Origin of the sequence: Rhizobium sp. NZLR1 (genome assembly GCF_017357385.1) — a bacterium.
In the GTDB taxonomy this organism is placed as follows: Bacteria; Pseudomonadota; Alphaproteobacteria; order Rhizobiales; family Rhizobiaceae; genus Rhizobium.
On the sequence record NZ_CP071632.1, the window covers coordinates 910159 to 934936 of the forward strand.

The window sequence follows — 24778 nt, forward strand, 5'->3', positions numbered from 1 at the left end:
GGCATTTCGGTGAGGGAACGCCGGAGATATCCGGCGTTCTTTTTTTGCAGACGATCGGTTATTTGCCGTGGGCTTTAAGCCAGGCATTCATCTCGGTGATCTCGGCTTCCTGCGCCTTGATGACGCCTTCGGCGAGTTTGCGGATATCGGCATCCTTGCCGTATTGAAGTTCGATCCTCGCCATGTCGATCGCGCCTTGATGGTGCGGGATCATGCCGCGGACGAAATCCACATCGGGATTGCCGCTATATTTGATCGTCATATCCTTGTGCATCTTGGCGTTGGCCTCGCTGAATGCGTGGCTTGCTGCATCGTGACTGCCCATCGGCTTGCTCATGTCCATCGACATGTCTTCGGCAAGGCTGGGGGCGGCAACGAAGGCAAGCATTGTAGCAAGCGTAACGATTTTCAGAGACATGAGAGATCCTTCCTCTGTCTGACAATAGGTCTTCCAGGCAGCAGGGCTACCTGATTGGCATGGATGGGGTGTCAGGACAGTCGGGGAGGGGGCGCCTGCGGCGCGGGCCTTTTATCATCCAGGGCGCGGGCAAGTGCCGGGGCAGGATAGCCGAAAACGGATTTTCCGCCGTCCATGACCGTCACCGTCGGCGGCAGCAGAAGACAGGCGGCGCAAAGCGGCATATGCGCAACGTCGCCGCTAGCGCAGGGATCTTTCAGGGGAGCGATTTGCCTTGGCCCCTCGGGCATATTCCCTTTGGACACATCCATGCCGGCCATCTGATGGTGCATGCTGCCGGCCTCGACGGTGACCGGCGCATTCATCGACGCGCATGTCGGACAGCCCGCCCATGCAGACATGGCGCTGTAGACCAGCCAGCCGAGTAACATCGTGATGAGGGCGAGTGTCCGCATGATGTTTCATATAGGCGAATGCGGGCCGCACGCCAAGCTGGCCGACGATGACAGGCTGACGGATCACGGCATTGTCATGCCTCTCACCAGGCGGCGATCACCTGGTGCTCGATCCGGTAATCCCGGCTCTCCTCGCCGAGCGGCGCGACCGGCCATGTCCAAGTCGCTTTTGCCGGTGGCTGCGAGACACCGTGCAGCAGGTCGGCCTCTTCCTGCACCCTGCCGTTGCGGTCGATGACGGCATATGCGATGTCGGTCACCAGACAGCTGCGGCAGGCAAGCCCCGAAAGCCCGGTCAGATGCGCGGCGATCAACCCTTCCACCGTATCTTTAGGCATGCGGCCTGCCTCGGTCTCGTGGCGCCGTTTCACGCCGCGGCCGATCTGCGACAGCAGGTTGGCCGAAACGACGAAATCGAGATAAGGCACCGAACGCAGGAAGCCCAGTGGTTCGGGCTCCCTGCCGGTGGCGAGATCGTCATAGCCGGAGAGATCGCGCTCGATCAGCCGGACATTGCGGTAGCCCTTGGCCGTCAGCCACAGGCGCACCGAGGCGAGATGGACGAGGTCGACCAGCACGACAGTGTCGAAGTCTCTCGCCAACTCTTTGATCGGCACGTCGCGCAGCAGGCCCGAACCGAGCACGACCGCCGTCCGTTTCTGCCTGAGATCGGCTGCCGCCGCGCGTATCGCATTCCGGCTCTTCTCTTCGTGTTCGGCCCAATCCTTGGAGCAACGTCCGGCCCGGGACCACAGATTGACGGAATAGCGGATGAACTTTCTGTAGGACTTGCCGGTCAACGGCAATGTCGCGGTATAGAGAAGCGCCTCGGCGATCATGAGCATATCCGCATTTCTGATGGACGCCTCTGCTTCAATCGATTCTGCCTGCGGCTTCAAGACCCTTCGCCCTTGCCGCTCCCGGCCCAATCCGCTAGGAAACCGCCACTGTCACAGTCAGCGGAATTCCCGGAAATGAACGATAAGCAGAAGAAACCGCAAAAGCTCAAGGCCCGCCTGCCGCGCGGCTTCGTCGACCGCACGGCCGCCGATATCCGTGCCGTCAATGAGATGACGGCAAAGATCCGGGAAGTCTACGAGCATTATGGTTTCGATCCGCTCGAAACGCCGCTGTTCGAATATACCGATGCGCTGGGCAAATTCTTGCCCGACAGCGACCGGCCGAATGAGGGCGTCTTCTCGCTGCAGGACGACGACGAGCAGTGGATGTCGCTGCGTTACGACCTGACCGCGCCGCTCGCCCGTCATGTCGCCGAGAATTTCAACGAAATCCAGCTTCCCTACCGCACCTACCGCGCCGGTTACGTCTTCCGCAACGAGAAGCCCGGCCCCGGCCGCTTCCGCCAGTTCATGCAGTTCGATGCCGATACGGTCGGCGCGCCGGGCGTCCAGGCCGATGCCGAAATGTGCATGATGATGGCCGATACGCTTGAGGCGCTCGGGATCAAGCGCGGCGACTATGTCATCCGCGTCAACAACCGCAAGGTTCTGGACGGCGTGCTGGAGGCGATCGGCCTCGGCGGCGACGACAAGGCCGGCCAGCGGCTCAACGTGTTGCGCGCCATCGACAAGCTCGAGAAGTTCGGGCCGGAAGGTGTGGCCCTGCTGCTCGGTCCCGGCCGCAAGGATGAATCCGGCGACTTCACCAAGGGCGCCGGCCTCGACCAGGCGCAGATCGACAAGGTGCTGTTCTTCGTCGGCATCAAGGACTATGCCGAAAGTGCTTCGCGCCTGGCCGAGCTCGTCGCCGGAACCTCGAAGGGCGTCGAAGGCGTCGACGAGCTGAATTTCATCGGGGCGTTGGTCACGAGCGCCGGCTATCAGTCCGACCGCATCAAGATCGATCCCTCGGTCGTGCGCGGCCTCGAATATTATACCGGCCCGGTCTACGAGGCCGAGCTCAGTTTCGACGTCACCAACGAAAAGGGCGAAAAGGTCGTCTTCGGTTCGGTCGGCGGCGGCGGCCGCTATGATGGCCTGGTCTCCCGCTTCATGGGTCAGCCGGTTCCGGCAACGGGCTTTTCGATCGGCGTCTCCAGGCTGATGACGGCGCTGAAGAACCTCGGCAAGCTCGGCGCCAGCGAAGTGATCGAGCCCGTGCTGGTAACCGTCATGGACGGCGATGTCGAGGCGATGGGCCGCTATCAGAAGATGACCCAAGAGCTGCGCGCCGCCGGCATCCGCGCCGAGATGTTCCAGGGCAACTGGAAGAAGTTCGGCAACCAGCTGAAATACGCCGATCGCCGCGGCTGCCCCGTCGCCATCATCCAGGGCGGCGACGAGCGCGCCGACGGCGTCGTGCAGATCAAGGATCTGATCGAGGGCAAGCGGCTTTCCGGCGAGATCGAGGACAATGCCAGCTGGCGCGAGGCGCGTGTGGCGCAGGAGACAGCGCCGGAAGCCGACCTCGTCGCCAAGGTGAGGGAGATCCTTGCGGAGCAGGCAGAGGATCGGAAGAGGGCGGGCGGCGATGTCTGAGGCCGTTCCGACACGCTCGTCGCTTACCGTTCGGAGCGCGGCATGCCCCTGATCAACCTCCCCGAATTTGCCAACGATCTGCTGGCCGAATTTACCGCCCGCAACACCGAGCGCATCGACACGCCGGTGATCCAGCCGGCCGAACCCTTTCTCGATATCGCTGGCGAGGACCTGCGCCGCCGCATCTTCATGACGGAGAGCGAAACCGGGGCGAGCCTTTGCCTGCGTCCCGAATTCACCATCCCCGTCTGCCTGCGCCATATCGAGACGGCAACCGGCACGCCGAAGCGTTACGCCTATCTCGGCGAGGTTTTCCGTCAGCGCCGCGACGGCGCCAATGAATTCTATCAGGCCGGCATCGAAGATCTCGGCGATATCAACCTGTCCGGCGCCGACGCCCGCGCCATCGGCGATGCCACCGGCATTCTCGCCCGCCTGCTGCCGGGCCGGCGCCTGTCGGTGACATTAGGCGACCAGGCGGTGTTCGAAGCCGTCGTCCAGGCGCTCGGCCTGCCGCTCGGCTGGCAGAAGCGCCTGATCCACGCCTTCGGCAACATGACGCAGCTGGAAGCCCTGCTTGCCGGCCTCGTCAGCCCGCAATTCGTCACCGGGCTGGACGACGATATTGCCAAGCTTGTCGCGTCAGGCGATGAGCAGGCGCTGGTCGCCCATATCGAGCAGGAAATGCAGACGACGGGTTATTCGGCCAATGCCGGCCGCTCGCCGCTGGAAATTGCCCGGCGGCTCAAGGAAAAGCTCATCCTCTCCGAAACCCGTCTCGACGACGCGGCCTTCCATGTGCTGGAGGAGTTCTTGTCGCTCCACGTGCCGCTCGTCAATGCGTCCGCGGCCCTGGCCGGTTTCGCCGATGCGGCCGGCCTGAAACTCGGCAACGCACTATCCCGCTTCAACGGCCGCGTTGCCGCCCTTGCCAATGCAGGTGTCGACCTCTCTTGCGTTGACTACCGCGCCGCCTTCGGACGGCCGCTCGATTATTACACCGGCCTCGTCTTCGAGGTGACGGCGGAAGGCTCGGCGGCGGTTCTGGCCGGTGGTGGCCGCTTCGACCGGCTGCTGACCTTCCTCGGCGCAACGGACCGCATTCCGGCCGTCGGCTTCTCCTTCTGGCTCGACCGCATCGAAACCGAAAGGGCAGCCGTATGACCATCACCATCGCGCTTCCCTCCAAGGGCCGGATGAAGGACGATGCGTCGGCAATCTTCGAGCGGGCCGGCATGCCGATCGCAGCCGTCGGCAACGACCGCTCCTATCGCGGCCGCGTCGAAGGCTGGGACGATGTCGAAATCGCCTTCCTCTCGGCCTCCGAAATCTCCCGCGAACTCGGCAACGGCACCGTCGATTTCGGCGTCACCGGCGAAGATCTGATGCGGGAAGGGTTTGCCGAAGTCGACAAGCGCGTCGAATTCTGCGCCCGCCTCGGCTTTGGCCATGCCGATGTCGTCGTCGCCGTGCCGGAGATCTGGCTGGATGTCGAGACCATGGCCGATTTGGTCGATGTCGCCGCCGATTTCCGTGCCCGTCATGGCCGGCGCCTTGCCATCGCCACCAAATACTGGCGGCTGACCCAGCAGTTCTTTTCGAGCCAGCACGGCATCCAGCTTTATCGTATCGTCGAAAGCCTCGGCGCCACCGAGGGGGCTCCGGCGTCCGGCTCGGCCGATATCATCGTCGATATCACCTCCACAGGCTCGACGCTGCGCGCCAATCGCCTGAAAGTGCTTCAGGACGGCGTCATCCTGCATTCGCAGGCCTGCCTCGTGCGCGCCCGCAGGGAAAGCCATGCGGACGAACCCGCGGTGCAGGCAATCATCGACGCGGTGCGCGCCGCCCTCTGATCTCCAGGCATAAGAAAAACCCGCCGTCGGATGTGACGGCGGGTTCTCTATGTCTGCGAGGATGGTCTGCTGATGTCAGGCCGTCGCATAGGCGCCGCGGCGGGCGTCGAGCGAGTAGGCGCCTGCGCCGTTGGTGGCGAGCATGATATAGGCGCCGGCGAGCGTGACGTTCTTCATGAAGTTGACGAAGTTCAGGGCGTTGATCCAGCCGTTGGCAGCGGCCGGGAAATCAGGAACGTTGACCGGCGAAAGGTGGAAGACGACGCCGGTGAACACACAGAACACGGCGAGCAGCCAGCCGACGATGCGGACCTGAAAGCCGACGAGCACGGCGAGACCGGTTGCAAGTTCGAACAGGCCGGCGAGATAGGTGAGCGCCGTGGAAGCGGGCAGACCTGCACCGGCGATCATGCCGGCGGTCGAAGCCGGATCGGTCAGCTTGCCGAAGCCGGCGAAGATGAACATGAAGGAAAGCAGGATACGGGCAATCAGGGTAATGACGTTGTTCGACATGGACGTTGTCTCCGTTTGACTGGTTCTGGAGATCTTGGTGCCCCGGCACCGTGTGGACCTCTGATGCCTCCTATGTCGCTCATTTCTCCCATTGTGGAAAGATAAACGAACGGGGACACTTTGTTCAATAATATAGAACGATGCCCTACAGGCGGCCGCTTGCCTTTGCCGCGTCCGGTCTCTTATGGTCGGCGCCCAACAAGGAGAATCCGATGGCAGATCTGTCCGCATTTCCGATCACGGCGCGCTGGCCGGCTAGAAATTCCGACATCATCCAGCTTTACTCGCTGCAGACGCCGAATGGGGTGAAGGTATCAGTCGCGCTCGAGGAGCTCGGCCTTGCCTACGAGGCACATTATATTTCCTTCGCCGCCAACGAGCAGAAGTCGCCGGAATTCGAATCTCTCAACCCGAACGGCCGCATTCCGGCGATCATCGATCCGAACGGGCCGGATGGTAAGCCGATCGGCCTGTTTGAATCCGGCGCCATCCTGCTTTATCTCGCCGAAAAAACCGGCAAGCTCATTCCTGAAGACGCCGCTGGCCGCTACGAGTGCATCCAATGGGTGTTTTTCCAAATGGCCGGCATCGGCCCGATGTTCGGCCAGTTCGGACATTTCTACAAGTTCGCCGCCGACAAGGTCGCCAATAATTCCTATCCGGTGGAGCGCTATCGCGACGAGTCCAAACGGCTGCTCGGCGTGCTCGAAGACCGGTTGAAGGGTCGGCAGTGGATCATGGGCGACCAGTATACGATTGCCGACATCACCACCTTCACCTGGGTTCGCGGCGCCGATATCTTCTATGGCGGCCGCGAGGTTCTCGACTATGCGAAATTCCCCGCCGTCATGGACTGGCTGCAGCGCTGCATCGCCCGCCCGGCCAGCGAGAAGGGGCTCAACATTCCGGTCAAGCCGGAGTGACGAACAGGCCGCCGCAAAGCAGAAAGGCCGCCCATCGGGACGGCCTTGGTGTTCTACCCCCGGCCTCTATCGGTGGCTTGCAATCTGCCTTGCGCCTTCAAGCTTGAAGCGCGGAAAGATGAAGACGCCGACCATGCTGCCGCTGTATTTCTCTTCGAGCCCGTTCGACTCGCCCATGCAGAACAGCGGCTGGCGCAAGCCGTTCGGCATGATGATCGTCGTCGAAAAACAGAAGGAGGAGCAGCGTGTCGCCGCCTGCTCGAACAGTTCCAAGATGTGGCCGCGGTCCTTGGTATCGTAGCAGCGGATCAGGCTTAGGAGCCCGCATTCCTGTGCGGAGAGGCCGTGCAGCATCGCGCTCCATTCGCCGAGACGGAGCATGCCGCTCGACAAATCTCCGGTCCAGGCTTCGGAAATCGAAAACTGCGCCACGATCTCGTCATTTTGATTGTGGTGCTCAAGCGAGCCGGGTGTCAAAGGTACGGCTGCATTGGCTTTGGCGATCTTAAACAAGGCGTTCCCCCGTTCGCATGCAGCTCCTCCGCCGCACGCTCGGTAAACACAAAAACAGGATCACGCAGCAGCAGGCATGATGCCCGTGCTTTTACCTGCGATCGTTGCCGCGGCCATCGGGCCTGCGGAACGTCAAGGATCGACTCTCGCGCCCGCTTGGTGGGCGCACTTCAATTGCAGCGCGGATTTATAGGAGCTTTTGAACAAACGGCAACGGCTTTTTAAGGGGTGTTCGGATCGGCATTTTTCCTGGGATGCCGGCATCCTCAGCCTATCCAGCGGGGAAGCGGCGCCGAAACATCAATTTTGCGGGCTTTGGATGCGGTTCCACTCGACATGAGGTGAGAAAGGGCGCCGCAACGCCGCAATCTCCCGCCAAGACCAGAGGCTTGAAAAAGCGCGGCAACGCAAGCCTCGCGAAAGCTTCCCGGGCGGGAGCGGGCGACGCGCCATGAAATTGCGCACAACGGACCGAATCGCCGGAGACGGGAAATGCGCGCAAAAGAAAAGGGCGACCCGAGGGCCGCCCTTCCTGTTCCGGAGACCGGAATGATGGCAGTGCAGGCTTTCGCCTATCACATCATGTCCATTCCGCCCGTTCAGCGCGCTTGACGCGCTGACCCATTTTAGATGATGGGCGGTTTCATGAACGATGCTGTGAAGGCCGTAGGCCTATCACATCATGTCCATTCCGCCCATGCCGCCCATGCCGCCCGGCATGCCGCCGCCAGCCGAGTCTTTCTTCGGCAGTTCGGCGATCATGGCTTCGGTGGTGATCAGCAGCGATGCGACAGAAGCAGCGTTCTGCAGCGCCGTGCGGACAACCTTGAGCGGGTCGACGATACCCATGGCGATCATGTCGCCATATTCGGATGTCTGGGCGTTGTAGCCGTAGTTGTCTTCGTTCTTGTCGAGGACCTTGCCGACAACGATCGAGGCTTCGTCGCCTGCGTTTTCAGCGATCTGACGAACGAGCGACTGCAGGGCGCGGCGAACGATGTTGATGCCGGCTTCCTGGTCGTCGTTTGCACCCTTGACGGTGATCTTCGTGGAAGAGCGCAGCAGAGCGATACCGCCGCCGGGGACGATACCTTCCTGAACGGCAGCGCGCGTCGCGTTGAGCGCGTCGTCGATGCGGTCCTTCTTTTCCTTCACTTCAACTTCCGTCGAGCCGCCGACGCGGATGACGGCGACGCCGCCGGCGAGCTTGGCAAGACGTTCCTGCAGCTTCTCGCGGTCGTAGTCGGAGGTGGTTTCTTCGATCTGAGCCTTGATCTGGGCAACACGGCCTTCGATGTCGGACTTGGCGCCCGAACCGTCGACGATCGTGGTGTTTTCCTTGGAGATCGAAACCTTCTTCGCACGGCCGAGCATGTCGAGCGTGACGGATTCGAGCTTGATGCCGAGGTCTTCGGAGATCACGGTGCCGCCGGTCAGGATGGCGATGTCTTCGAGCATGGCCTTGCGGCGGTCGCCGAAGCCAGGAGCCTTGACGGCAGCGATCTTGAGGCCGCCGCGCAGCTTGTTGACGACGAGCGTTGCGAGGGCTTCGCCTTCGACGTCTTCAGCGATGATCAGGAGCGGCTTGCCGGTCTGAACGACAGCTTCGAGAACCGGAAGCATCGACTGCAGGTTCGAGAGCTTCTTCTCGTGAAGGAGAATGAAGACGTCTTCGAGGTCGGCGATCATCTTTTCCGGGTTGGTCACGAAGTAGGGGCTGAGGTAGCCGCGGTCGAACTGCATGCCTTCGACGACTTCGAGTTCGGTTTCGGCGGTCTTGGCTTCTTCAACCGTGATGACGCCTTCGTTGCCGACCTTCTGCATGGCTTCAGCAATGTCGAGACCGACCTGCTTGTCGCCGTTTGCGGAAATCGTGCCGACCTGTGCAACTTCTTCCGAAGTGGAGATCTTCTTGGCCTTGGCCTGGAGATCCTTCACGACGTCAGCAACAGCGAGGTCGATGCCGCGCTTCAGGTCCATCGGGTTCATGCCGGCTGCAACAGCCTTGTTGCCTTCGCGAACGATCGCCTGGGCAAGAACAGTTGCGGTCGTGGTGCCGTCACCGGCGATGTCGTTGGTCTTCGAAGCAACTTCGCGGACCATCTGTGCGCCCATGTTTTCGAACTTGTCTTCGAGTTCGATTTCCTTGGCGACGGAAACGCCGTCCTTGGTGATGCGCGGAGCGCCGAAGGACTTGTCGATGATGACGTTACGGCCCTTCGGGCCGAGCGTTACCTTGACTGCATCGGCGAGAATGTCGACGCCACGCAGCATTTTTTCGCGCGCGGTGCGACCAAACTTGATTTCTTTAGATGCCATGATTGAAACTCCTCATTTCGAGTGTCCGGGTTCTGGACCCGTCGGCTACGTCGGAAGGCCAGCGGCTGATCAGCCGATGATGCCCATAATGTCGGCTTCCTTCATGATCAGAAGGTCTTCGCCGTCGATCTTGACTTCGGTGCCGGACCACTTGCCGAACAGAATGCGGTCGCCAGCCTTGACGTCGAGTGCGACGACCTTGCCGGACTCATCGCGCGCGCCGGAACCGACGGCGACGATTTCGCCTTCCTGCGGCTTTTCCTTGGCGGTATCGGGAATGATGATGCCACCCTTGGTCTTGGCTTCGGACTCAACGCGGCGAACAACGACGCGGTCGTGAAGGGGGCGGAAGTTGGTGCTTGCCATTGTCTAATCCCTCGATCGAATGACATTCGCGGGCCGGAGCGGCCCACATGGATAGATGTTAGCACTCCCTTGCGGTGAGTGCTAGCGACGAGCATTTAGGGATGGCTCCGAAAGGAGTCAATGAGAGCAATCACGAATTTTTGTGCCGGAATTGTGAAGAGGCGGAAGAATTGCGGAGATTGCCGCCGAAACCGGCGCGGCGGGTCGACGGCGAAGAAAATGCCTTGCCATCGCCTTGCGCCTTTGCAATGTCACCGGTGACTGCAGCAAATCGGGAAATCGGAATGGCCAGGCGGATAGAAAACTTCTCGGAGATAACAGGTCATTACGACGTGGTGCTCTGCGATGTCTGGGGCGTCGTTCACAATGGCGTCGATCCGTTTCCGAAGGCAGCCGCAGCCCTTGAGGCGGCGCGCGCCAACGGCGTCGTCGTCGTCCTCATCACCAATTCGCCGCGCCTTTCCTGGCAGGTGGTCGAGCAGTTGCGCCAGATCGGCGTTCCCGACGGCGCCTATGATAGGATCGTCACCTCCGGCGACGTCACGCGCCGGCTGATCGCCGAAGGGCCGAAGACGGTCTTTCTGCTCGGCCCCGAGCGCGACAAGGCGCTTCTCGAAGGCATCGGCGTCGAGCGCAAGCCGGCGGGCGAAGCGCAATCGCTCGTCTGCACCGGCTTTTTCGACGACGAGACTGAGAAGCCGGAGGATTACACCGACATGCTTCTGGAATTCAAAGCCCGCGAGGTGCCGATGATCTGCGCCAATCCCGACCTCGTCGTCGAGCGTGGTCACCGCATCATCCCCTGCGCCGGTGCCATGGCCGCCTATTATGAGCAGCTTGGCGGCAGCACCCGCATCGCCGGAAAACCGCACCGGCCGATCTATGAGGCGACGCTGGCCGCTGCCCGCGAGCTTCGCGGCGATTTCTCGGTCGACCGCGTGCTGGCGATCGGCGACGGCATGCCGACCGATGTGCGCGGCGCCTTGAATTACGGCCTCGACCTTCTCTACATCAGCGGCGGTATCCACGCCAAGGAATACACCCTGAACGGCGAGACCGACGAGGCGATCCTCAACGCCTATCTCGATCGGGAAAAAGCCGCGCCGAAGTGGTGGATGCCACGCCTTGCATAAAGAGAAGCCAGCCGATGACCGTCTTCCACCGCAATGAAACCCGGGAACCCTTGCCTGCCCATCTAAAGGGCGGCGTCATTGCCATCGGCAATTTCGACGGCGTGCACCGTGGCCACCAATCGGTGCTCAGCCGCGCGCTCGAAATCTCCAGGGCCCGCGGTATCCCCGCTTTGGTGCTGACGTTCGAGCCGCATCCGCGCACGGTCTTCCGGCCTGAGACACCGGTCTTCCGCCTGACGCCCGCACCATTGAAGGCCCGCATCCTGGAAACGCTCGGTTTCGGCGCCGTCATCGAATATCCCTTCGATTATGAGTTTTCGCAGCGCTCGGCCGATGATTTCATCCATTCGATCCTCAAGGATTGGCTCGGCGCCTCAGAGGTCGTCACCGGCTTCGATTTCCATTTCGGCCGCGGCCGCGAGGGCGGTCCGGCCTTCCTGATGAATGCCGGCCAGACCTATGGCTTCGGCGTCACCCTGATCGACGCCTTCCGCGACGAAAACGCCGACGTCGTCTCTTCGAGCCATATCCGCGCGCTTTTAAGCGACGGCAATGTCAGCGAAGTCGCCGGCATGCTGGGCTATCATTATACGGTTGAGGCCGAGGTGATCGACGGCGAAAAGCTCGGCCGGCAGCTCGGGTTTCCCACCGCCAACATGCGCCTGCCGCCGGAGGTCGAACTCGCCGCCGGTATCTACGCCGTCCGCTTCCGCCGCCAGGACGGCACGCTGCACGACGCCGTCGCAAGCTACGGCCGCCGCCCGACGGTTACGGAAAACGGTGCACCGTTGCTCGAAACCTACCTTTTCGATTTCAGTGGCGATCTCTACGGCCAGCGCTGCGCCGTCTCCTTCTTCGGCTATATCAGACCGGAGCTGAAATTCGACGGCCTCGATCCGCTGGTCGCCCAGATCAAGCGCGACGAGGAGGAGGCGAGGGCGCTGCTTTCCGGTGTGAAACCGCTGGGCGAACTCGACCGGAAGCTTTGTTTTTCCTGACGTCGCCGTGAGCGTGGCGGCAGCGGGGAGACCAGCGATTCCTGCCACCGATGCCGATGGCGCAACCGCGAATTCTGCTCTTCCTTTTCCAGGCAAAAACGCCTATGAACCGCCGCTATGACGAAATTTCGGCTGGCGATGACGATGCGAATTATCGGCCCGGCCTTCCGCGCGCGCTAAGCGGCCGGAAGGTCCGGGTTTTTGGCGCTTGGATACAAGCGCTTCCGTCACCAGCTTTTTCACGCCCGTTGCGCCCCTTCCTGGGCCGCCAGAAACGATTGTCCGATATGACCGACACAGCCGAAAAGATCGACTATTCGAAGACCCTCTATTTGCCCGAAACCGATTTCCCCATGCGCGCCGGCCTGCCGCAGAAGGAGCCGGAGCTGGTCAAACGCTGGCAGGAGATGGGTCTCTACAAGAAATTGCGCGCTTCGGCCGCCGGCCGCGAAAAGTTCGTGCTTCACGACGGCCCGCCCTATGCCAATGGCAACATCCATATCGGCCACGCGCTGAACAAGATCCTCAAGGATGTCATCAACCGCTCGTTCCAGATGCGCGGTTACGACGCCAATTACGTGCCCGGCTGGGATTGCCACGGCCTGCCGATCGAATGGAAGATCGAAGAGAAGTACCGCGAGAAGGGAAAGAACAAGGACGAGGTCCCGGTCAACGAATTCCGCCGCGAATGCCGTGAGTTTGCCACCGGCTGGATCAAGACCCAGGCCGAAGAGTTCAAGCGTCTCGGCATCGAAGGCGACTTCGACAATCCCTATACGACGATGAACTTCCACGCGGAAGCGCGCATCGCCGGCGAACTCCTGAAGATCGCCGCAAGCGGCCAGCTTTATCGCGGCTCCAAGCCGATCATGTGGTCGGTCGTCGAGCGCACGGCGCTGGCCGAGGCCGAAGTCGAATACCAGGATTACGAGAGCGACACGATCTGGGTGAAATTCCCCGTTGTCGAAGGTCCGGCTGCGCTCAAGGATGCGTTCGTGGTCATCTGGACGACCACGCCCTGGACGATCCCCGGCAACCGCGCGATCTCTTTTTCCGCACGTGTCTCCTACGGTCTCTACGAGGTAACGGCTGCCGAGAACGATTTTGGTCCGCGTCCCGGCGAAAAGCTGATCTTTGCCGACAAGCTGGCTGAGGAATCCTTCGCCAAGTCCAAGCTGCAGTACAAGCGCCTGGGCGATGTCTCTGCGGCCGACTTCGCAGCGATGGCCTGTGCCCATCCCTTCAAGGGTCTGGACGGAGGCTATGAATTCGCCGTGCCATTGCTTGATGGCGATCACGTCACCGATGATGCCGGCACCGGTTTCGTGCACACGGCACCCAGCCACGGCCGCGAAGACTTCGATGCCTGGATGTCGGCCGTCCGCACGCTGGAGGCTCGTGGCATCGACTCCAAAATCCCGTTCCCGGTCGACGACGGCGGCTTCTACACATCGGATGCCCCCGGCCTCGAGGGCGCACGCGTCATCGACGATAACGGCAAGAAGGGCGATGCCAACGACCGCGTCATCAAGGAACTGATCGCCCGCGGCGCGCTCTTTGCCCGCGGCCGGCTGAAGCATCAGTATCCGCATTCCTGGCGCTCGAAGAAGCCGGTGATCTTCCGCAACACGCCGCAATGGTTCGTCCATATGGACAAGACCCTTGCCGACGGCACGACGCTGCGTTCGCGCGCTCTCGGTGCGATCGACGACACCCGCTTCGTGCCCGCCGCCGGCCAGAACCGCCTGCGCGCCATGATCGAAGGCCGCCCGGACTGGGTTCTTTCTCGTCAAAGAGCATGGGGCGTACCGATCGCCGTCTTTGCCGACGAGCAGGGCGAGGTCCTCGTCGACGAAGCCGTCAGCGCCCGCATCCTCGACGCCTTCGAACAGGAGGGCGCCGACGCCTGGTTTGCCGAAGGCGCCAAGGAGCGCTTCCTCGGCAACGATCATGACCATGCCCGCTGGACGCAGGTCATGGATATCCTCGATGTCTGGTTCGATTCTGGCTCGACGCACACCTTCACGCTCGAAGACCGCCCGGACCTGAAGTGGCCGGCCGACCTTTATCTCGAGGGTTCCGACCAGCATCGCGGCTGGTTCCATTCGTCACTGCTGGAATCGGCGGCCACCCGTGGCCGCGCCCCTTATAACGCCGTCCTTACCCATGGCTTCACCATGGACGAGAAGGGCGAAAAGATGTCGAAGTCGAAGGGCAATGTCACCGCGCCGCAGGAAGTGATGAAGGACGCCGGCGCCGACATCCTGCGCCTCTGGGTCATGACCTCGGACTATGCCGACGACCTGCGCGTCGGCAAGACGATCATCCAGACCAATGTCGATGCCTATCGCAAGCTGCGCAACACCATCCGCTGGATGCTCGGCACGCTCGCCCACGACACGGGCGAGGAGATCGAGTTTGCCGATCTGCCGGAGCTGGAGCAGTTAATGTTGCACCGGCTTGCCGAACTCGACGAGCTGGTGCGCGAAAACTACGATGCCTTCGATTTCAAGAAGATCGCCCGCGCACTGATCGATTTCGCCAATGTCGAGCTGTCGGCCTTCTATTTCGATGTCCGCAAGGATGCGCTCTACTGCGACGCGCCATCGAGCCTGCGCCGGCGCGCCAGCCTGCACGTCATCCGTCAGATTTTCGATTGCATGGTGACCTGGCTTGCCCCGATGCTGCCCTTCACCACCGAAGAGGCCTGGCTGTCGCGCAATCCGTCCGCCGTTTCCGTGCATCTGGAGCAATTTGCCCCGGTTGCAAAGGAATGGCGTAACGATGCCCTGGCCGAGAAGTGGAAGAAGATCCGCACGGTCCGCTCGGTTGTCACAGGCGCGCTGGAAATCGAGCGCAAGGACAAGCGCATCGGCTCCTCGCTGGAAGCGGCGCCGGTCGTCCACATCGCCGATCCGGAATTGCTGAAGGCGCTGGAAGGCCAGGACTTCACCGAAGTCTGCATCACCTCGGCAATCGAGGTCAGGGCCGGCGAAGGCCCGGCCGAAGCTTTCCGCCTGGCCGAAGTGCCTGAGGTTAGCGTCGTGCCGAAGCTTGCAGAGGGTGAGAAATGCGCCCGCTCCTGGCGGATCACCAGGGACGTCGGTTCCGATCCCGAATATCCCGACGTCTCGGCCCGTGATGCTGCAGCCCTTCGCGAGCTTGCGCTGCTCGCGTGAAGAATATTGCCGGGTGAATTGCGTTTTCGCGGTTCATCCGGTAAAAGCTGCCTGAAAATGGCCGGATTTTTGCGTCAGGGGGACGGTTGTCCGGTTGGGCAACGATTGCACCGGTGGCTGGAAGGGTTTTCATGTTCGCAACGCATTGGTTCCGTATGGGCGCCTGCCTGTCTGTCGTCATGGCGGGATGCTCCCTGGTCTCCAGCTGCGCCAGCAGCCCGACCTACGGCACCGACAAGACTGCCATGGAGCAATTGACCGACGATCTCGGACAGTCCGTGTCGCTGACCGGGCCCGACCCGAAGAACAAGGGCGTCAAGTACACGCCGCGCCCGACGCTGGTACTGCCGGCCCAGGCGCAGAAGGAAACCCTCGTTGCGCCGCAGCAGACGGTCGCCAACAAGGACAATCCGCAATGGATTGAATCGCCGGAGGAAACGCGCGCCCGCCTCGTCGGGGAAGCAGACGCGAACTCCGACAATCCGAACTACCGCTCGCCGCTCGCCAGCTCGGCAATCGAAGGCGGACGGCGCACGACGGAAGCGCAGACCAAGGCCTATCGTGAAGCCCGCGCCCTGCAGAAGGGCTCCTATATCGATCAGCGCCGCTATATTTCCGATCCGCCGCCGGGCTACCGCACCGTCGACGATCCGGCAAAGCTCGACGATGTCGGCGAGCCCGAGCTCAAGAAGCAGAAAAAGCGCAAGAAGGATGCGGCGGTCGCCAACACCGGCAAGCAGTGGTGGAACCTCCTGCAATAGCGGCCTTTGAGCGTTTGAAAAGACGCGCGGCGCTGTAAAGATTACGGCGCCTCTCTCTTTTGCGAAAAGAATCGTCTTAGGATGTCGGCCGATTGCACCTCGTTGAAGCCGGAATAAACCTCCGGAGCGTGGTGACAGGTGGGCTGCGCATAAAATCGCACGCCATTGTCGACGCCGCCGCCCTTCGGGTCTTCGGCGCCGTAATAGAGCCTGCGGATACGCGCAAACGAGATGGCTGCCGCGCACATGGTGCAAGGCTCGAGCGTCACATAGAGATCGGCGCCGACGAGACGCTCCTGTCCGAGCGTTTCGCAGGCAAGCCGGATCGCAGCGATTTCGGCATGCGCGGTCACGTCTTTAAGCTCGCGCGTGCGGTTTCCCGCCTGGGAAATGGCGATATCGTCGATAACGATGACGGCGCCGATCGGCACCTCGCCGCGTTCTCCGGCGGCACGCGCTTCTTCAAGCGCCATCTCCATGAAACGATTTGTCTTCACGATCGCAAGAATTTCCACTTAACCGCAGATGCGTGACCTGATAGACAGGCCCAAAAGGCAGGCAAACAACAAATGACACCCAAAGACAAGCCAAAACGCCCGGGCGCGAAGCCCTTTTCACGGGACGACGGGCCGAAGGCCGGCGCGAAGCCTGGCGGCGCGAAGCCGGCAAAGGCTGCGATCGCCGCCGAGGCCGATAGCGAGGCCAAGGCCGAACGCATTTCCAAGGTGATGGCACGCGCCGGCGTCGCGTCCCGCCGCGACATCGAACGGATGATCATGGAAGGCCGTGTAACGCTGAACGGCAGGGTTCTCGACACCCCCGTCGTCAACGTCACGCTCGCCGATCGCATCGAGGTCGACGGCGTGCCGATCCGCGGCATCGAGCGCACCAGGCTATGGCTCTATCACAAGCCGGCCGGTCTGGTGACGACCAATGCCGATCCGGAAGGCCGGTCGACCGTCTTCGACAATCTGCCGGAAGAACTGCCGCGCGTCATGTCGATCGGCCGCCTCGATATCAACACCGAAGGCCTGCTGCTGCTGACCAATGACGGCGGTCTCGCCCGCGCGCTCGAGCTGCCGGCGACCGGTTGGCTGCGCCGCTACCGTGTCCGCGCTCATGGCGAGATCGATCAGGACGCGCTCGACAAGCTGAAGGACGGCATCGCCGTTGACGGCGTGCTCTATGGCTCGATCGAGGCGACGCTCGACCGCACGCAAGCGTCGAACGTCTGGATCACCATGGGTCTTCGCGAAGGCAAGAACCGCGAAATCAAGAACGTGATGGGTGCGCTCGGCCTCGACGTCAACCGCCTGATCCGCATTTCCTATGGCCCGTTCCAGCTCGGCGACTTGCCGGAAGGCCATGTCATCGAAGTGCGCGGCCGCACGCTTCGCGACCAGCTCGGCCCGCGCCTGATCGAGGAAGCCAAGGCGAATTTCGACGCGCCGCTCTACAACGCGCCGGCCGTCGCGGCCGAGGAAGAGGCTGAAGCCCCAGTACCGGAAAGGCGCGAGCAGCGTCCGCGCCGCGACGAAGACAAGCGCGAACGGGCGCTGAGCCGCCTCGACACCAAGCGCGACGATCGCCACGGTGGCGGGCGTAGAGATGACGATCGCCGCGATAGCGGCCGCAGGGATGATGACAAGCCCAAGCGTCCTCAGCCGCTCGGCCAGCGTCGCAGCGCCAATGTCTGGATGGCGCCCGGCGCCCGGCCACTTGGCGAAAAGGCTGCAGCGAAAGCCGCCAAGAATGAGCAGACCGCGCGCCGGCGCGGCGAGCAGGCGCCGGCAAAGGGTGCCGGTTCCCACCATATCGAGGATCGCCCGCGCACGCAGATCAATCGCGTGCGCGAGGAGGACGGCGAATGGATCCGTTCGAGCGAGCAGCCCCACCGCAAGGATGAGGGCGAAGGCTCCGGCCGCAAGCGCTCGTTCGGGGATCGGCCTGCCCGCGAAGACCGCGGTTTTGGCGACCGCCCGGCGCGCGGCGAACGCCCCCCCCGTGAAGGGGGTGACGAACGTCCGCGTACCAGAAGCTCTGCCGGCGAAGGCCGTGCGGAGCGTCCGCGCGGCGACCGGCCTTTCGGCGATCGTCCCTCGCGCGGCGATCGGCCCTTCGGCGACAAGCCGCGTGGTGATCGCAAACCGCGTGCGGATGGCGACGAGCGTCCTCGTGCCGCCAGAGCCTCCACCGGTGAGGCCCGGTCGGAGCGTCCGCGCGGCGACCGGCCTTTCGGTGATCGTCCTTCCCGCGGAGATCGCCCCTTCGGCGACAAGCCGCGTGGAGATCGCAAGCCGCGTGCGGATGGTGACGAGCGTCCTCGTGCCGCCAGAGCCTCCACCGGTGAGGCCCGTTCGGAGCGTCCGCGCGGCGACCGGCCTTTCGGTGATCGTCCTTCCCGCGGAGATCGCCCCTTCGGCGACAAGCCGCATGGTGATCGCAGACCGCGCGAGGACGGTGATGAACGTCCGCGCGCAGCCAGGGCCTTCGCCGGCGAAGGCCGCTCTGAGCGTCCACGTGGAGAACGAACCTTCGGCGACAAATCTACGGGCGGCAGGCCTTCGGGCGACAAGCCTTCGGGTGACAAGCCGCGCGGCAAGGGCTTTGGTGCCAAGCCGGGTGGGGCCAAGAATTTTTCCGGTAAGCCGAAGGGCGCCAAGCCAGGCAGTGACAGGCCAGGCAGTGACAGGCCGGGCGGCGACAGGCCTGCGGGCGGGCCGTCCAGAGGTGGTGCAAAAGGAAAGGGAATGACACGCGGTGCGGATCGTCGGCGGTGAATTTCGCGGACGGCCTCTCGCCGTGCCAAAATCCAACGATATCCGGCCGACTGCCGACCGGACGCGCGAGAGCCTGTTCAATATATTGAGCCATGCCTATCCGGAATGTGTCGACGGCACCCGGATACTCGACCTTTTTGCCGGAACCGGCGCCGTTGGCCTCGAAGCCGTTTCACGCGGCTGTCGTCATGCGCTCTTCGTCGAAAACAGCGTCGAGGGCAGGGCGCTGCTCTGGGAAAACATCGATGCGCTCGGCCTGCACGGCCGCACGCGCATCCTGCGCCGCGATGCCACCGATCTCGGCAGCGTCGGCAATCTCGAAGCCTTCGACGTGCTGTTTGCCGACCCGCCCTATGGCAAGGGTCTCGGCGAGAAGGCAATGGCGGCCGCCGCTCAGGGCGGCTGGCTGCGGCCTGGCGCGATCGCGGTGCTGGAAGAACGCGCCGATATTGTCGTTTCCGTGCATCCTTCCTATGTTTTCCTCGAAAACCGCATCTTTGGCGATACGAGGGTGCATTTCTTCCGGTATCAGCCGCAATAAGCGGGGGCGGGCGTGCAGCAGGCAGAGATCATCAGCCCGAAACTGCCGGCGATCAGTGATCTCCCAACGGTCGCCGTCGCTTTCGGCGGCGGCGGCGCGCGCGGGCTTGCCCATATCCATGTGATCGAGACGCTCGACGAACTCGGGATCCGGCCAGTGGCGGTGTCAGGCTCGTCGATGGGTGCGATCATGGGGGCCGGCATGGCCGCCGGCATGTCCGGCGCCGAAATCCGCGAACATGCGCTGGCGACCGTCGGCAACAGGACGGCCGTCGTCAGCCGCATCTGGGGCCTGAGGCCGGCGACGGTGCGGGATGCCGTGGCCAAGGGCATCCGCATCGGCCAATTCAATCTGGAGCGGATCCTCAAGGCCTTCCTGCCGTCCGAGCTGCCGGCCCGCTTTGAAGATCTGCTGGTGCCAATGAAAGTCATCACCACAGATTATTACGGGCAGTGTGAAGTCATCATCGAAGAAGGCGAGCTGTTTCCGGCACTCGCTGCCTCATCCGCCATCCCCGCCGTCTTCATGCCGGTGCGCCTGCGCGACCGCGTGATGATCGACGGCGGCATCAGCAATCCGGTGCCTTACGAATGCCTGATGGATCTTGCCGACATCGTCGTCGGCATCGATGTCGTCGGCGCGCCGGAAGGCGACGGCACCCATATCCCGAACCGCATGGAGAGCATCTTCGGTTCCGGCCAGCTGATGATGCAGACGGCGATCACGCTGAAGCTGAAGCTCCGCCCGCCGCATATCTTCCTGCGCCCGGCAGTCGGCCGCACCGGCGTCATGGATTTCCTCAAGGCCCGCGATGTGCTGGCCATGTCCGTCGGTGTCAAGGACGACCTGAAATTCGCCCTCGACCGCGAGATCGAAGCGCGGCTGAAGCGCTGATGTTCTTTTGATTTACGCCTCCGCCGTCGCATCCACGGTGCCTGCCAGCGGATCGTCCTCGAAAGCATCGGCGGCACGTTTCGGCTTGACCAGCGGTTCGGGGCGGACGGGATGGGAAAACAGCATGTCGCGGCCGGCCTGCAATCCTTCGGACACCTGCAGCACCAGGCGCGCCTCGTCGCGCTTGCGGATATCCTCGCCGATTTCATAGGCATCGACCTCGGGCACACCAAGCGCCTCCAGCGTCCGCCGCCCGAAGAGCAGGCCTGATTCCAACGTTTCGCGCAGTTCGTAGTCGATACCCTTGTTACGCAGCTCGATCGAATGGATGCGATCGTAGGAGCGCACGTAAAGCCTGGTGTGCGGATAGTCCGCCTGCACCAGTTCCACCACCTTGTCGGTGATTTCCTTCTTCTGCGTGCAGACGAGCACGATCTTTGCCCGGTCGATGCCGGCCGAGCGCAGCACGTCCTTGCGGGCGCCGTCGCCGAAATAGATGCGAAAGCCGAAGGCGGAGGCCTGGCGGATACGGTCCGCCGAAAAATCGATGACGGTGACGCTGCGCCCGCCGGCAAGCAGGATCTGGGCGGCGATCTGGCCGAAACGCGAGAAGCCGACCATCAACACATCGGCGCCGGCACCCTCGAAATCCTCGTCCAATTCCTCATGCTCATCGCCGCTGAGCAGCCGCTTGGAAAGAGCCGCGCCGATCGGCGTCAGCGCCATGGACAGCGTGACGATCGCGACCAGCAGCGATGCCGTGCTCGCCGACATCAGCCCGACGGTTGCCGCCGCGGTAAACAGCACGAAGCCGAATTCGCCGCCTTGCGGCAGCAGAAAGGCGATCCGGATCGCATCGTTGTGCGGAGAGCCGGAGATCCGGCAAAGCCCGTAGATGATGATCGCCTTGACCGCCATGATGATCGGCACCGCAACGATGACGAAGAGCGCGTTGTCGGCAAGCACGTCGAGCTGCAGCGACAGGCCGACGGCGATGAAGAAGATGGCGAGCAGCACGCCGCGGAAGGGCTCGATATCGGCCTCCAGCTCGTGCCGGTAGGAGGATTCGGCGAGCATCACCCCGGAGAGGAAGGCGCCCATCGCCATCGAAAGCCCGGCAAGCTGCATCAGGCTTGCCGATCCCATGACGACGAAAAGGGCGGCGGCAATCATCGCCTCGCGCGCGCCGGTCCGGGCGATGATCTGGAAGAGCGGCGTCAGCAGGTAACGCCCCATGACGACCATTGCCGCGACCGCGCCGACGGCGACGGCGAAATCGGCGAGCGGCGCATTGCTGCCCTTGCCGCCGCCGTCGAGAACGGTGATCAGCGCCAAGAGCGGCACGATCGCCAGGTCCTGGAACAGCAGCATCGAGAAGGAACGCTGCCCGTATTTCGTATTGACGTCGCCGTCGCCCTCGAGGATCTGCATGGCGAAGGCCGTCGACGACAGTGCCAGGCCAAAGCCGGCGACGATGCTGCCGCGCCAATCGAGAACGTGGGAAAACCAGGCGAGCGCGGTCAGCGCCAGCCCGGTCACCACCACCTGCGCCGTGCCGAGGCCGAAGATGTCGCGCCGCATCTGCCAGAGGCGGCTGGGTTTCAATTCCAGTCCGATGATGAAGAGCAGGAAGACGACGCCGAGTTCGGCGACCGCAAGGATCTGTTCACCGTCGGTGATGCCGTGGAAGACAGGGCCGATGACGATGCCGGCAGCGAGATAGCCGAGCACCGTGCCGAGCCCGAGCTTCTTGAAGATCGGCGCGGCGACCACGGCTCCGCCGAGCAGCAGGATCGTTTCGGAAAAAAAGGCATTGGACGCTGACATCAGGGCAATTTCTTTCGACGGCGGGAAGCAGGCGGGCAACCCCCGACAAAGAATCGGCGGCGGCGGCCTTGATGCTTGGGAGAGTGCACAATAAATGGAAGCCGAAGGAAAGGCCAAATCATGTCCTCAGAAATTGATTCCTCGACACTTCTTTCCCGCGCAAGTCAATTGATCGATCTGGCCAAGAAGGCGGGGGCCGACGCCGCCGACGCCGTCGTCGTCCGGTCGCGCTCGCAATCGGTCAGCGTCCGCCTCGGCAAGGTCGAGGGCACCGAATCTTCCGAAAGCGACGATTTTTCGCTGCGCGTCTTCATCGGCAAACGCGTCGCCAGCGTTTCGGCCAATCCGGGCTTCGATCTCCAGGCGCTTGCCGAACGCGCCGTCACCATGGCCAAGGTCTCGCCGGAAGATCCGTTCGCCTGCCTGGCGGATGAGGCGAGCCTGTCGAAATCCTATCCCGACCTGCAATTGCTCGATACCACCGAGGTCTCCTCCGAGATGCTGCGCGAGGCGAGCCTCGCCGCTGAGGCAGCCGCTCTGGCGGTCGAGGGTGTCACCAATTCCTCCGGCGCCGGCGCCTCGGCCGGCATGGGCGGCCTCGTCCTTGCCACCTCGCACGGTTTTGAGGGCAGTTACATGGCGTCGCGCTTCGGCCATTCCGTCAGCGTCATATCGGGCGAAGGCACCGGCATGGAACGCGACTATGACTACGACAGCCGCCTCTACTATGCCGAACTCGACGATCCCGCTGAAATCGGTCGTCGCGCCGGCGAACGGGTGGTAAAGCGCATCAATCCTCGCCAGGTGCCGACCAGCAAGGATGTTACCGTGATCTTCGACCCGCGCGTCGCCCGCGGCTTCGTCGGCCATATCGCCGGCGCGATCAATGGCGCTGCCGTCGCCCGCAAGTCCAGCTTCCTGCGCGACAAGATGGGTCAGCAGGTGCTGAAGGCGGGCCTGTCGATCACCGACGATCCGTTGATCGTGCGCGGCCCCTCCTCGCGGCCATTCGACGGTGAGGGCGTGTCGGGCGAGCGGCTGGTGATGATCGAGGACGGCGTCTTGAACCACTGGTTTCTCTCGACCTCGACCGCCCGCGAATTGGGTCTGGAAACCAATGGCCGCGGCGTGCGCGGCGGCACCGCCGTCTCGCCGTCCTCCACCAATCTTGCCCTTGAACCCGGGGACATCTCGCCCGAGGAACTGATCCGCAGCGTCGGCAACGGTTTTTATGTCACCGAATTGATCGGCCACGGCGTCAACATGATCACCGGCGAGTACAGCCGCGGCGCCACCGGCTTCTGGATCGAGAACGGTGAACTCACCTTCCCGGTTTCCGAGGTGACGATTGCCTCGAACCTCAAGGACATGTTCATGCGCCTGACGCTGGCAAACGACATCGATCGCAAATTCGGCGTCGCGGCTCCGACCTTCGCCATCGAAGGCATGACGCTCGCAGGGCGCTGAACATCCCTTCGCAAAAATGTGCGGCGGTTTCGGACGATATCATGCTGCTACTATTGAACTGAGAAACGGATAGGCGAGATGAGCGATAGGGAAAAGTCTCGCTGGCAGGGCGATCTCACGTTGATTGCCGATGCTGCGAAAGAGGCCGGTGCGGTTGCTTTCGGCTTTTTCAACCAGTCTCCTGAGGTCTGGTGGAAAAACGGCGACCGCTCCCCCGTCAGTGCCGCCGACTTCGCCGCCAACAAGACGCTCGAGACCATTCTGCGCAAGGCCCGGCCGGATTATGGCTGGTTGTCTGAGGAAACTGACGATGATGCCGACCGCCTCCTGCGCGAGACGCTGTTCATCGTCGATCCGATCGACGGCACGCGCGCCTTCCTCGGCGGGCAAAAGGTCTGGTGCGTCAGCGTCGCGGTCGTTCATCGCGGCCGGCCGGTCGCCGGCGTGCTCTATGCCCCGGCGCTCGAGGAACTCTATGAGGCGACCGAAGGTGGCGTGGCGATGAAGAATGGCGCGCCCTTTACCGTCTCCGCCGCAGGACCGGAGCAGGTGAGCCGCCTGGCGATCGGCGAGGATCTGTTGAAGACCTTCCCGCCGGAGTTTCGCGACCGGGTCACCCGCCAGAAGCACATACCCTCGCTTGCCTATCGCATCGCCATGGTGGCGGACGGTCGTCTCGAAGGCACCTTCGTCAAGAGCAATTCGCATGATTGGGACCTTGCCGCCGCCGATCTTATCCTGGCCTGCGCGGGCGGTGGCCTTGTCGACCTTGAAGGCAGGCCGATCGTCTACAATCGCGCCGCCGTTACCCACAACGTCCTCTGCGCAGCACCTACGCCCCGTCTCGACGAATTCCTCGTGGCCTTTGCTGGGCGACGAGACAGTTGACGTTTCCGTCAAAATCCCGCAGATGGGGTGGCGGAGGAGAATAGCAGAAAGAGAACAAAAAATGACTGACTCCGGTGACAAGAAGCAGCTTCTGCATCTCGTTTTTGGCGGCGAACTGGAAAGCCTCGATGATGTCCAGTTCCGTGATCTGAGCGGTCTCGATATCGTCGGCATTTTCCCGGATTATGCCACGGCGCTGACGGCCTGGAAGGCGAAAGCGCAACAGACGGTCGACAATGCGCATATGCGCTACTTCATCGTCCACATGCATCGTTTGCTCGATCCGCAGGAAAAGGCCAGGGGCAACTGACCTCGCTAGAAACAGGTTGATTTCAGGCCGGGTCGGCCCCAAGTCTGAATCCTGTTCTGAATTAATTGGTTAGGGCATGGTGTCGTGAGAAAACCGCTTGCACCTTTCGGCATCACGCTCTTGTGCCGCCGGCGAGCGG

23 protein-coding genes are annotated in these 24778 nt (G+C 62.7%); 14 read left to right on the forward strand and 9 right to left on the reverse strand.

Features of this window, described 5'->3' with window-relative positions:
* Positions 1-58 precede the first annotated feature (58 nt).
* From J3O30_RS04545 to J3O30_RS04555, 3 genes are all read right to left on the reverse strand, one after another.
* On the reverse strand, positions 59-418 hold the full coding sequence (locus J3O30_RS04545; protein ID WP_207583087.1) for a DUF305 domain-containing protein: 360 nt from the start codon (positions 416-418) through the stop codon (positions 59-61).
* A gap of 71 nt (positions 419-489) precedes the next feature.
* The gene (locus J3O30_RS04550) at positions 490-873 is read right to left on the reverse strand and encodes a hypothetical protein (RefSeq protein WP_207583088.1); all 384 of its coding nucleotides are present in this window, start codon (positions 871-873) and stop codon (positions 490-492) included.
* Positions 874-956: 83 nt separating this feature from the next.
* Positions 957-1718: a hypothetical protein gene (locus J3O30_RS04555; protein ID WP_207583089.1), complete on the reverse strand. Its 762-nt coding sequence runs from the start codon at positions 1716-1718 to the stop codon at positions 957-959.
* Between the two features lie 129 nt (positions 1719-1847).
* On the opposite strand from J3O30_RS04555, the gene hisS reads away from it, so the two are divergent.
* The 3 genes from hisS to hisG are packed head-to-tail and all read left to right on the forward strand — an operon-like array spanning position 1848 to position 5227.
* Entirely contained in the window at positions 1848-3371 is a 1524-nt protein-coding gene (gene hisS / locus J3O30_RS04560; RefSeq protein ID WP_207583090.1) for a histidine--tRNA ligase, read from the forward strand.
* Between the two features lie 42 nt (positions 3372-3413).
* Positions 3414-4535: an ATP phosphoribosyltransferase regulatory subunit gene (locus tag J3O30_RS04565; protein ID WP_207583091.1), complete on the forward strand. Its 1122-nt coding sequence runs from the start codon at positions 3414-3416 to the stop codon at positions 4533-4535.
* Complete coding sequence (gene hisG, locus J3O30_RS04570) at positions 4532-5227, forward strand: ATP phosphoribosyltransferase (RefSeq protein ID WP_207583092.1); 696 nt, start codon at positions 4532-4534, stop codon at positions 5225-5227. The genes J3O30_RS04565 and hisG overlap by 4 nt, the downstream gene beginning before the upstream one ends.
* A gap of 75 nt (positions 5228-5302) precedes the next feature.
* Here the strand turns inward: hisG and J3O30_RS04575 are convergent, their stop codons facing one another.
* Entirely contained in the window at positions 5303-5740 is a 438-nt protein-coding gene (locus tag J3O30_RS04575) for a DoxX family protein (protein WP_207583093.1), read from the reverse strand.
* Positions 5741-5952: 212 nt separating this feature from the next.
* Between J3O30_RS04575 and J3O30_RS04580 the strand changes: the two genes are divergently transcribed.
* A complete protein-coding gene (locus J3O30_RS04580) occupies positions 5953-6663 on the forward strand; it encodes a glutathione binding-like protein (protein ID WP_207583094.1) in 711 nt (236 codons plus the stop codon).
* Positions 6664-6729: 66 nt separating this feature from the next.
* Here the strand turns inward: J3O30_RS04580 and J3O30_RS04585 are convergent, their stop codons facing one another.
* From J3O30_RS04585 to groES, 3 genes are all read right to left on the reverse strand, one after another.
* Positions 6730-7176, reverse strand: a complete 447-nt coding sequence (locus J3O30_RS04585; RefSeq protein ID WP_207583095.1) for a hypothetical protein — start codon at positions 7174-7176, stop codon at positions 6730-6732.
* Between the two features lie 675 nt (positions 7177-7851).
* The gene (groL, locus tag J3O30_RS04590) at positions 7852-9495 is read right to left on the reverse strand and encodes a chaperonin GroEL (protein WP_207583096.1); all 1644 of its coding nucleotides are present in this window, start codon (positions 9493-9495) and stop codon (positions 7852-7854) included.
* Between the two features lie 69 nt (positions 9496-9564).
* Entirely contained in the window at positions 9565-9861 is a 297-nt protein-coding gene (gene groES, locus J3O30_RS04595; protein ID WP_003545797.1) for a co-chaperone GroES, read from the reverse strand.
* Positions 9862-10145: 284 nt separating this feature from the next.
* Between groES and J3O30_RS04600 the strand changes: the two genes are divergently transcribed.
* The 4 genes from J3O30_RS04600 (at position 10146) to J3O30_RS04615 (ending at position 15932) form a co-directional block, all read left to right on the forward strand.
* Positions 10146-10994, forward strand: coding sequence for a TIGR01459 family HAD-type hydrolase (locus tag J3O30_RS04600; RefSeq protein WP_207583097.1), 849 nt, complete (start codon positions 10146-10148; stop codon positions 10992-10994).
* Positions 10995-11008: 14 nt separating this feature from the next.
* Positions 11009-11992: a bifunctional riboflavin kinase/FAD synthetase gene (locus tag J3O30_RS04605; RefSeq protein ID WP_207583098.1), complete on the forward strand. Its 984-nt coding sequence runs from the start codon at positions 11009-11011 to the stop codon at positions 11990-11992.
* A gap of 287 nt (positions 11993-12279) precedes the next feature.
* Positions 12280-15171, forward strand: coding sequence for an isoleucine--tRNA ligase (gene ileS / locus J3O30_RS04610; RefSeq protein WP_207583099.1), 2892 nt, complete (start codon positions 12280-12282; stop codon positions 15169-15171).
* Positions 15172-15302: 131 nt separating this feature from the next.
* Positions 15303-15932: a hypothetical protein gene (locus J3O30_RS04615; RefSeq protein ID WP_207583100.1), complete on the forward strand. Its 630-nt coding sequence runs from the start codon at positions 15303-15305 to the stop codon at positions 15930-15932.
* A 41-nt stretch (positions 15933-15973) separates the two neighbouring features.
* On the opposite strand, the gene J3O30_RS04620 is transcribed toward J3O30_RS04615, so the two are convergent.
* Positions 15974-16411 (reverse strand): nucleoside deaminase, encoded by a 438-nt coding sequence (locus J3O30_RS04620; protein WP_207584258.1) that lies wholly within the window; start codon positions 16409-16411, stop codon positions 15974-15976.
* A 90-nt stretch (positions 16412-16501) separates the two neighbouring features.
* Between J3O30_RS04620 and J3O30_RS04625 the strand changes: the two genes are divergently transcribed.
* The 3 genes from J3O30_RS04625 to J3O30_RS04635 are packed head-to-tail and all read left to right on the forward strand — an operon-like array spanning position 16502 to position 20147.
* Positions 16502-18712 carry a pseudouridine synthase gene (locus tag J3O30_RS04625; RefSeq protein ID WP_207583101.1) on the forward strand — a complete coding sequence of 737 codons (2211 nt, stop codon included), beginning with the start codon at positions 16502-16504 and terminating at the stop codon, positions 18710-18712.
* Positions 18693-19253 carry a 16S rRNA (guanine(966)-N(2))-methyltransferase RsmD gene (gene rsmD / locus J3O30_RS04630; protein ID WP_039618105.1) on the forward strand — a complete coding sequence of 187 codons (561 nt, stop codon included), beginning with the start codon at positions 18693-18695 and terminating at the stop codon, positions 19251-19253. The genes J3O30_RS04625 and rsmD overlap by 20 nt, the downstream gene beginning before the upstream one ends.
* Positions 19254-19265: 12 nt before the next feature.
* The gene (locus tag J3O30_RS04635; protein ID WP_207583102.1) at positions 19266-20147 is read left to right on the forward strand and encodes a patatin-like phospholipase family protein; all 882 of its coding nucleotides are present in this window, start codon (positions 19266-19268) and stop codon (positions 20145-20147) included.
* A gap of 12 nt (positions 20148-20159) precedes the next feature.
* Here the strand turns inward: J3O30_RS04635 and J3O30_RS04640 are convergent, their stop codons facing one another.
* The gene (locus J3O30_RS04640) at positions 20160-21974 is read right to left on the reverse strand and encodes a monovalent cation:proton antiporter-2 (CPA2) family protein (RefSeq protein WP_207583103.1); all 1815 of its coding nucleotides are present in this window, start codon (positions 21972-21974) and stop codon (positions 20160-20162) included.
* A 120-nt stretch (positions 21975-22094) separates the two neighbouring features.
* Between J3O30_RS04640 and J3O30_RS04645 the strand changes: the two genes are divergently transcribed.
* From J3O30_RS04645 to J3O30_RS04655, 3 genes are all read left to right on the forward strand, one after another.
* Positions 22095-23441 (forward strand): TldD/PmbA family protein, encoded by a 1347-nt coding sequence (locus tag J3O30_RS04645; protein WP_207583104.1) that lies wholly within the window; start codon positions 22095-22097, stop codon positions 23439-23441.
* 78 nt (positions 23442-23519) lie between these two features.
* Entirely contained in the window at positions 23520-24329 is an 810-nt protein-coding gene (locus tag J3O30_RS04650; RefSeq protein ID WP_207583105.1) for a 3'(2'),5'-bisphosphate nucleotidase CysQ, read from the forward strand.
* 61 nt (positions 24330-24390) lie between these two features.
* Entirely contained in the window at positions 24391-24639 is a 249-nt protein-coding gene (locus J3O30_RS04655) for a DUF4170 domain-containing protein (protein ID WP_207583106.1), read from the forward strand.
* The last annotated feature ends 139 nt before the right edge of the window (positions 24640-24778 follow it).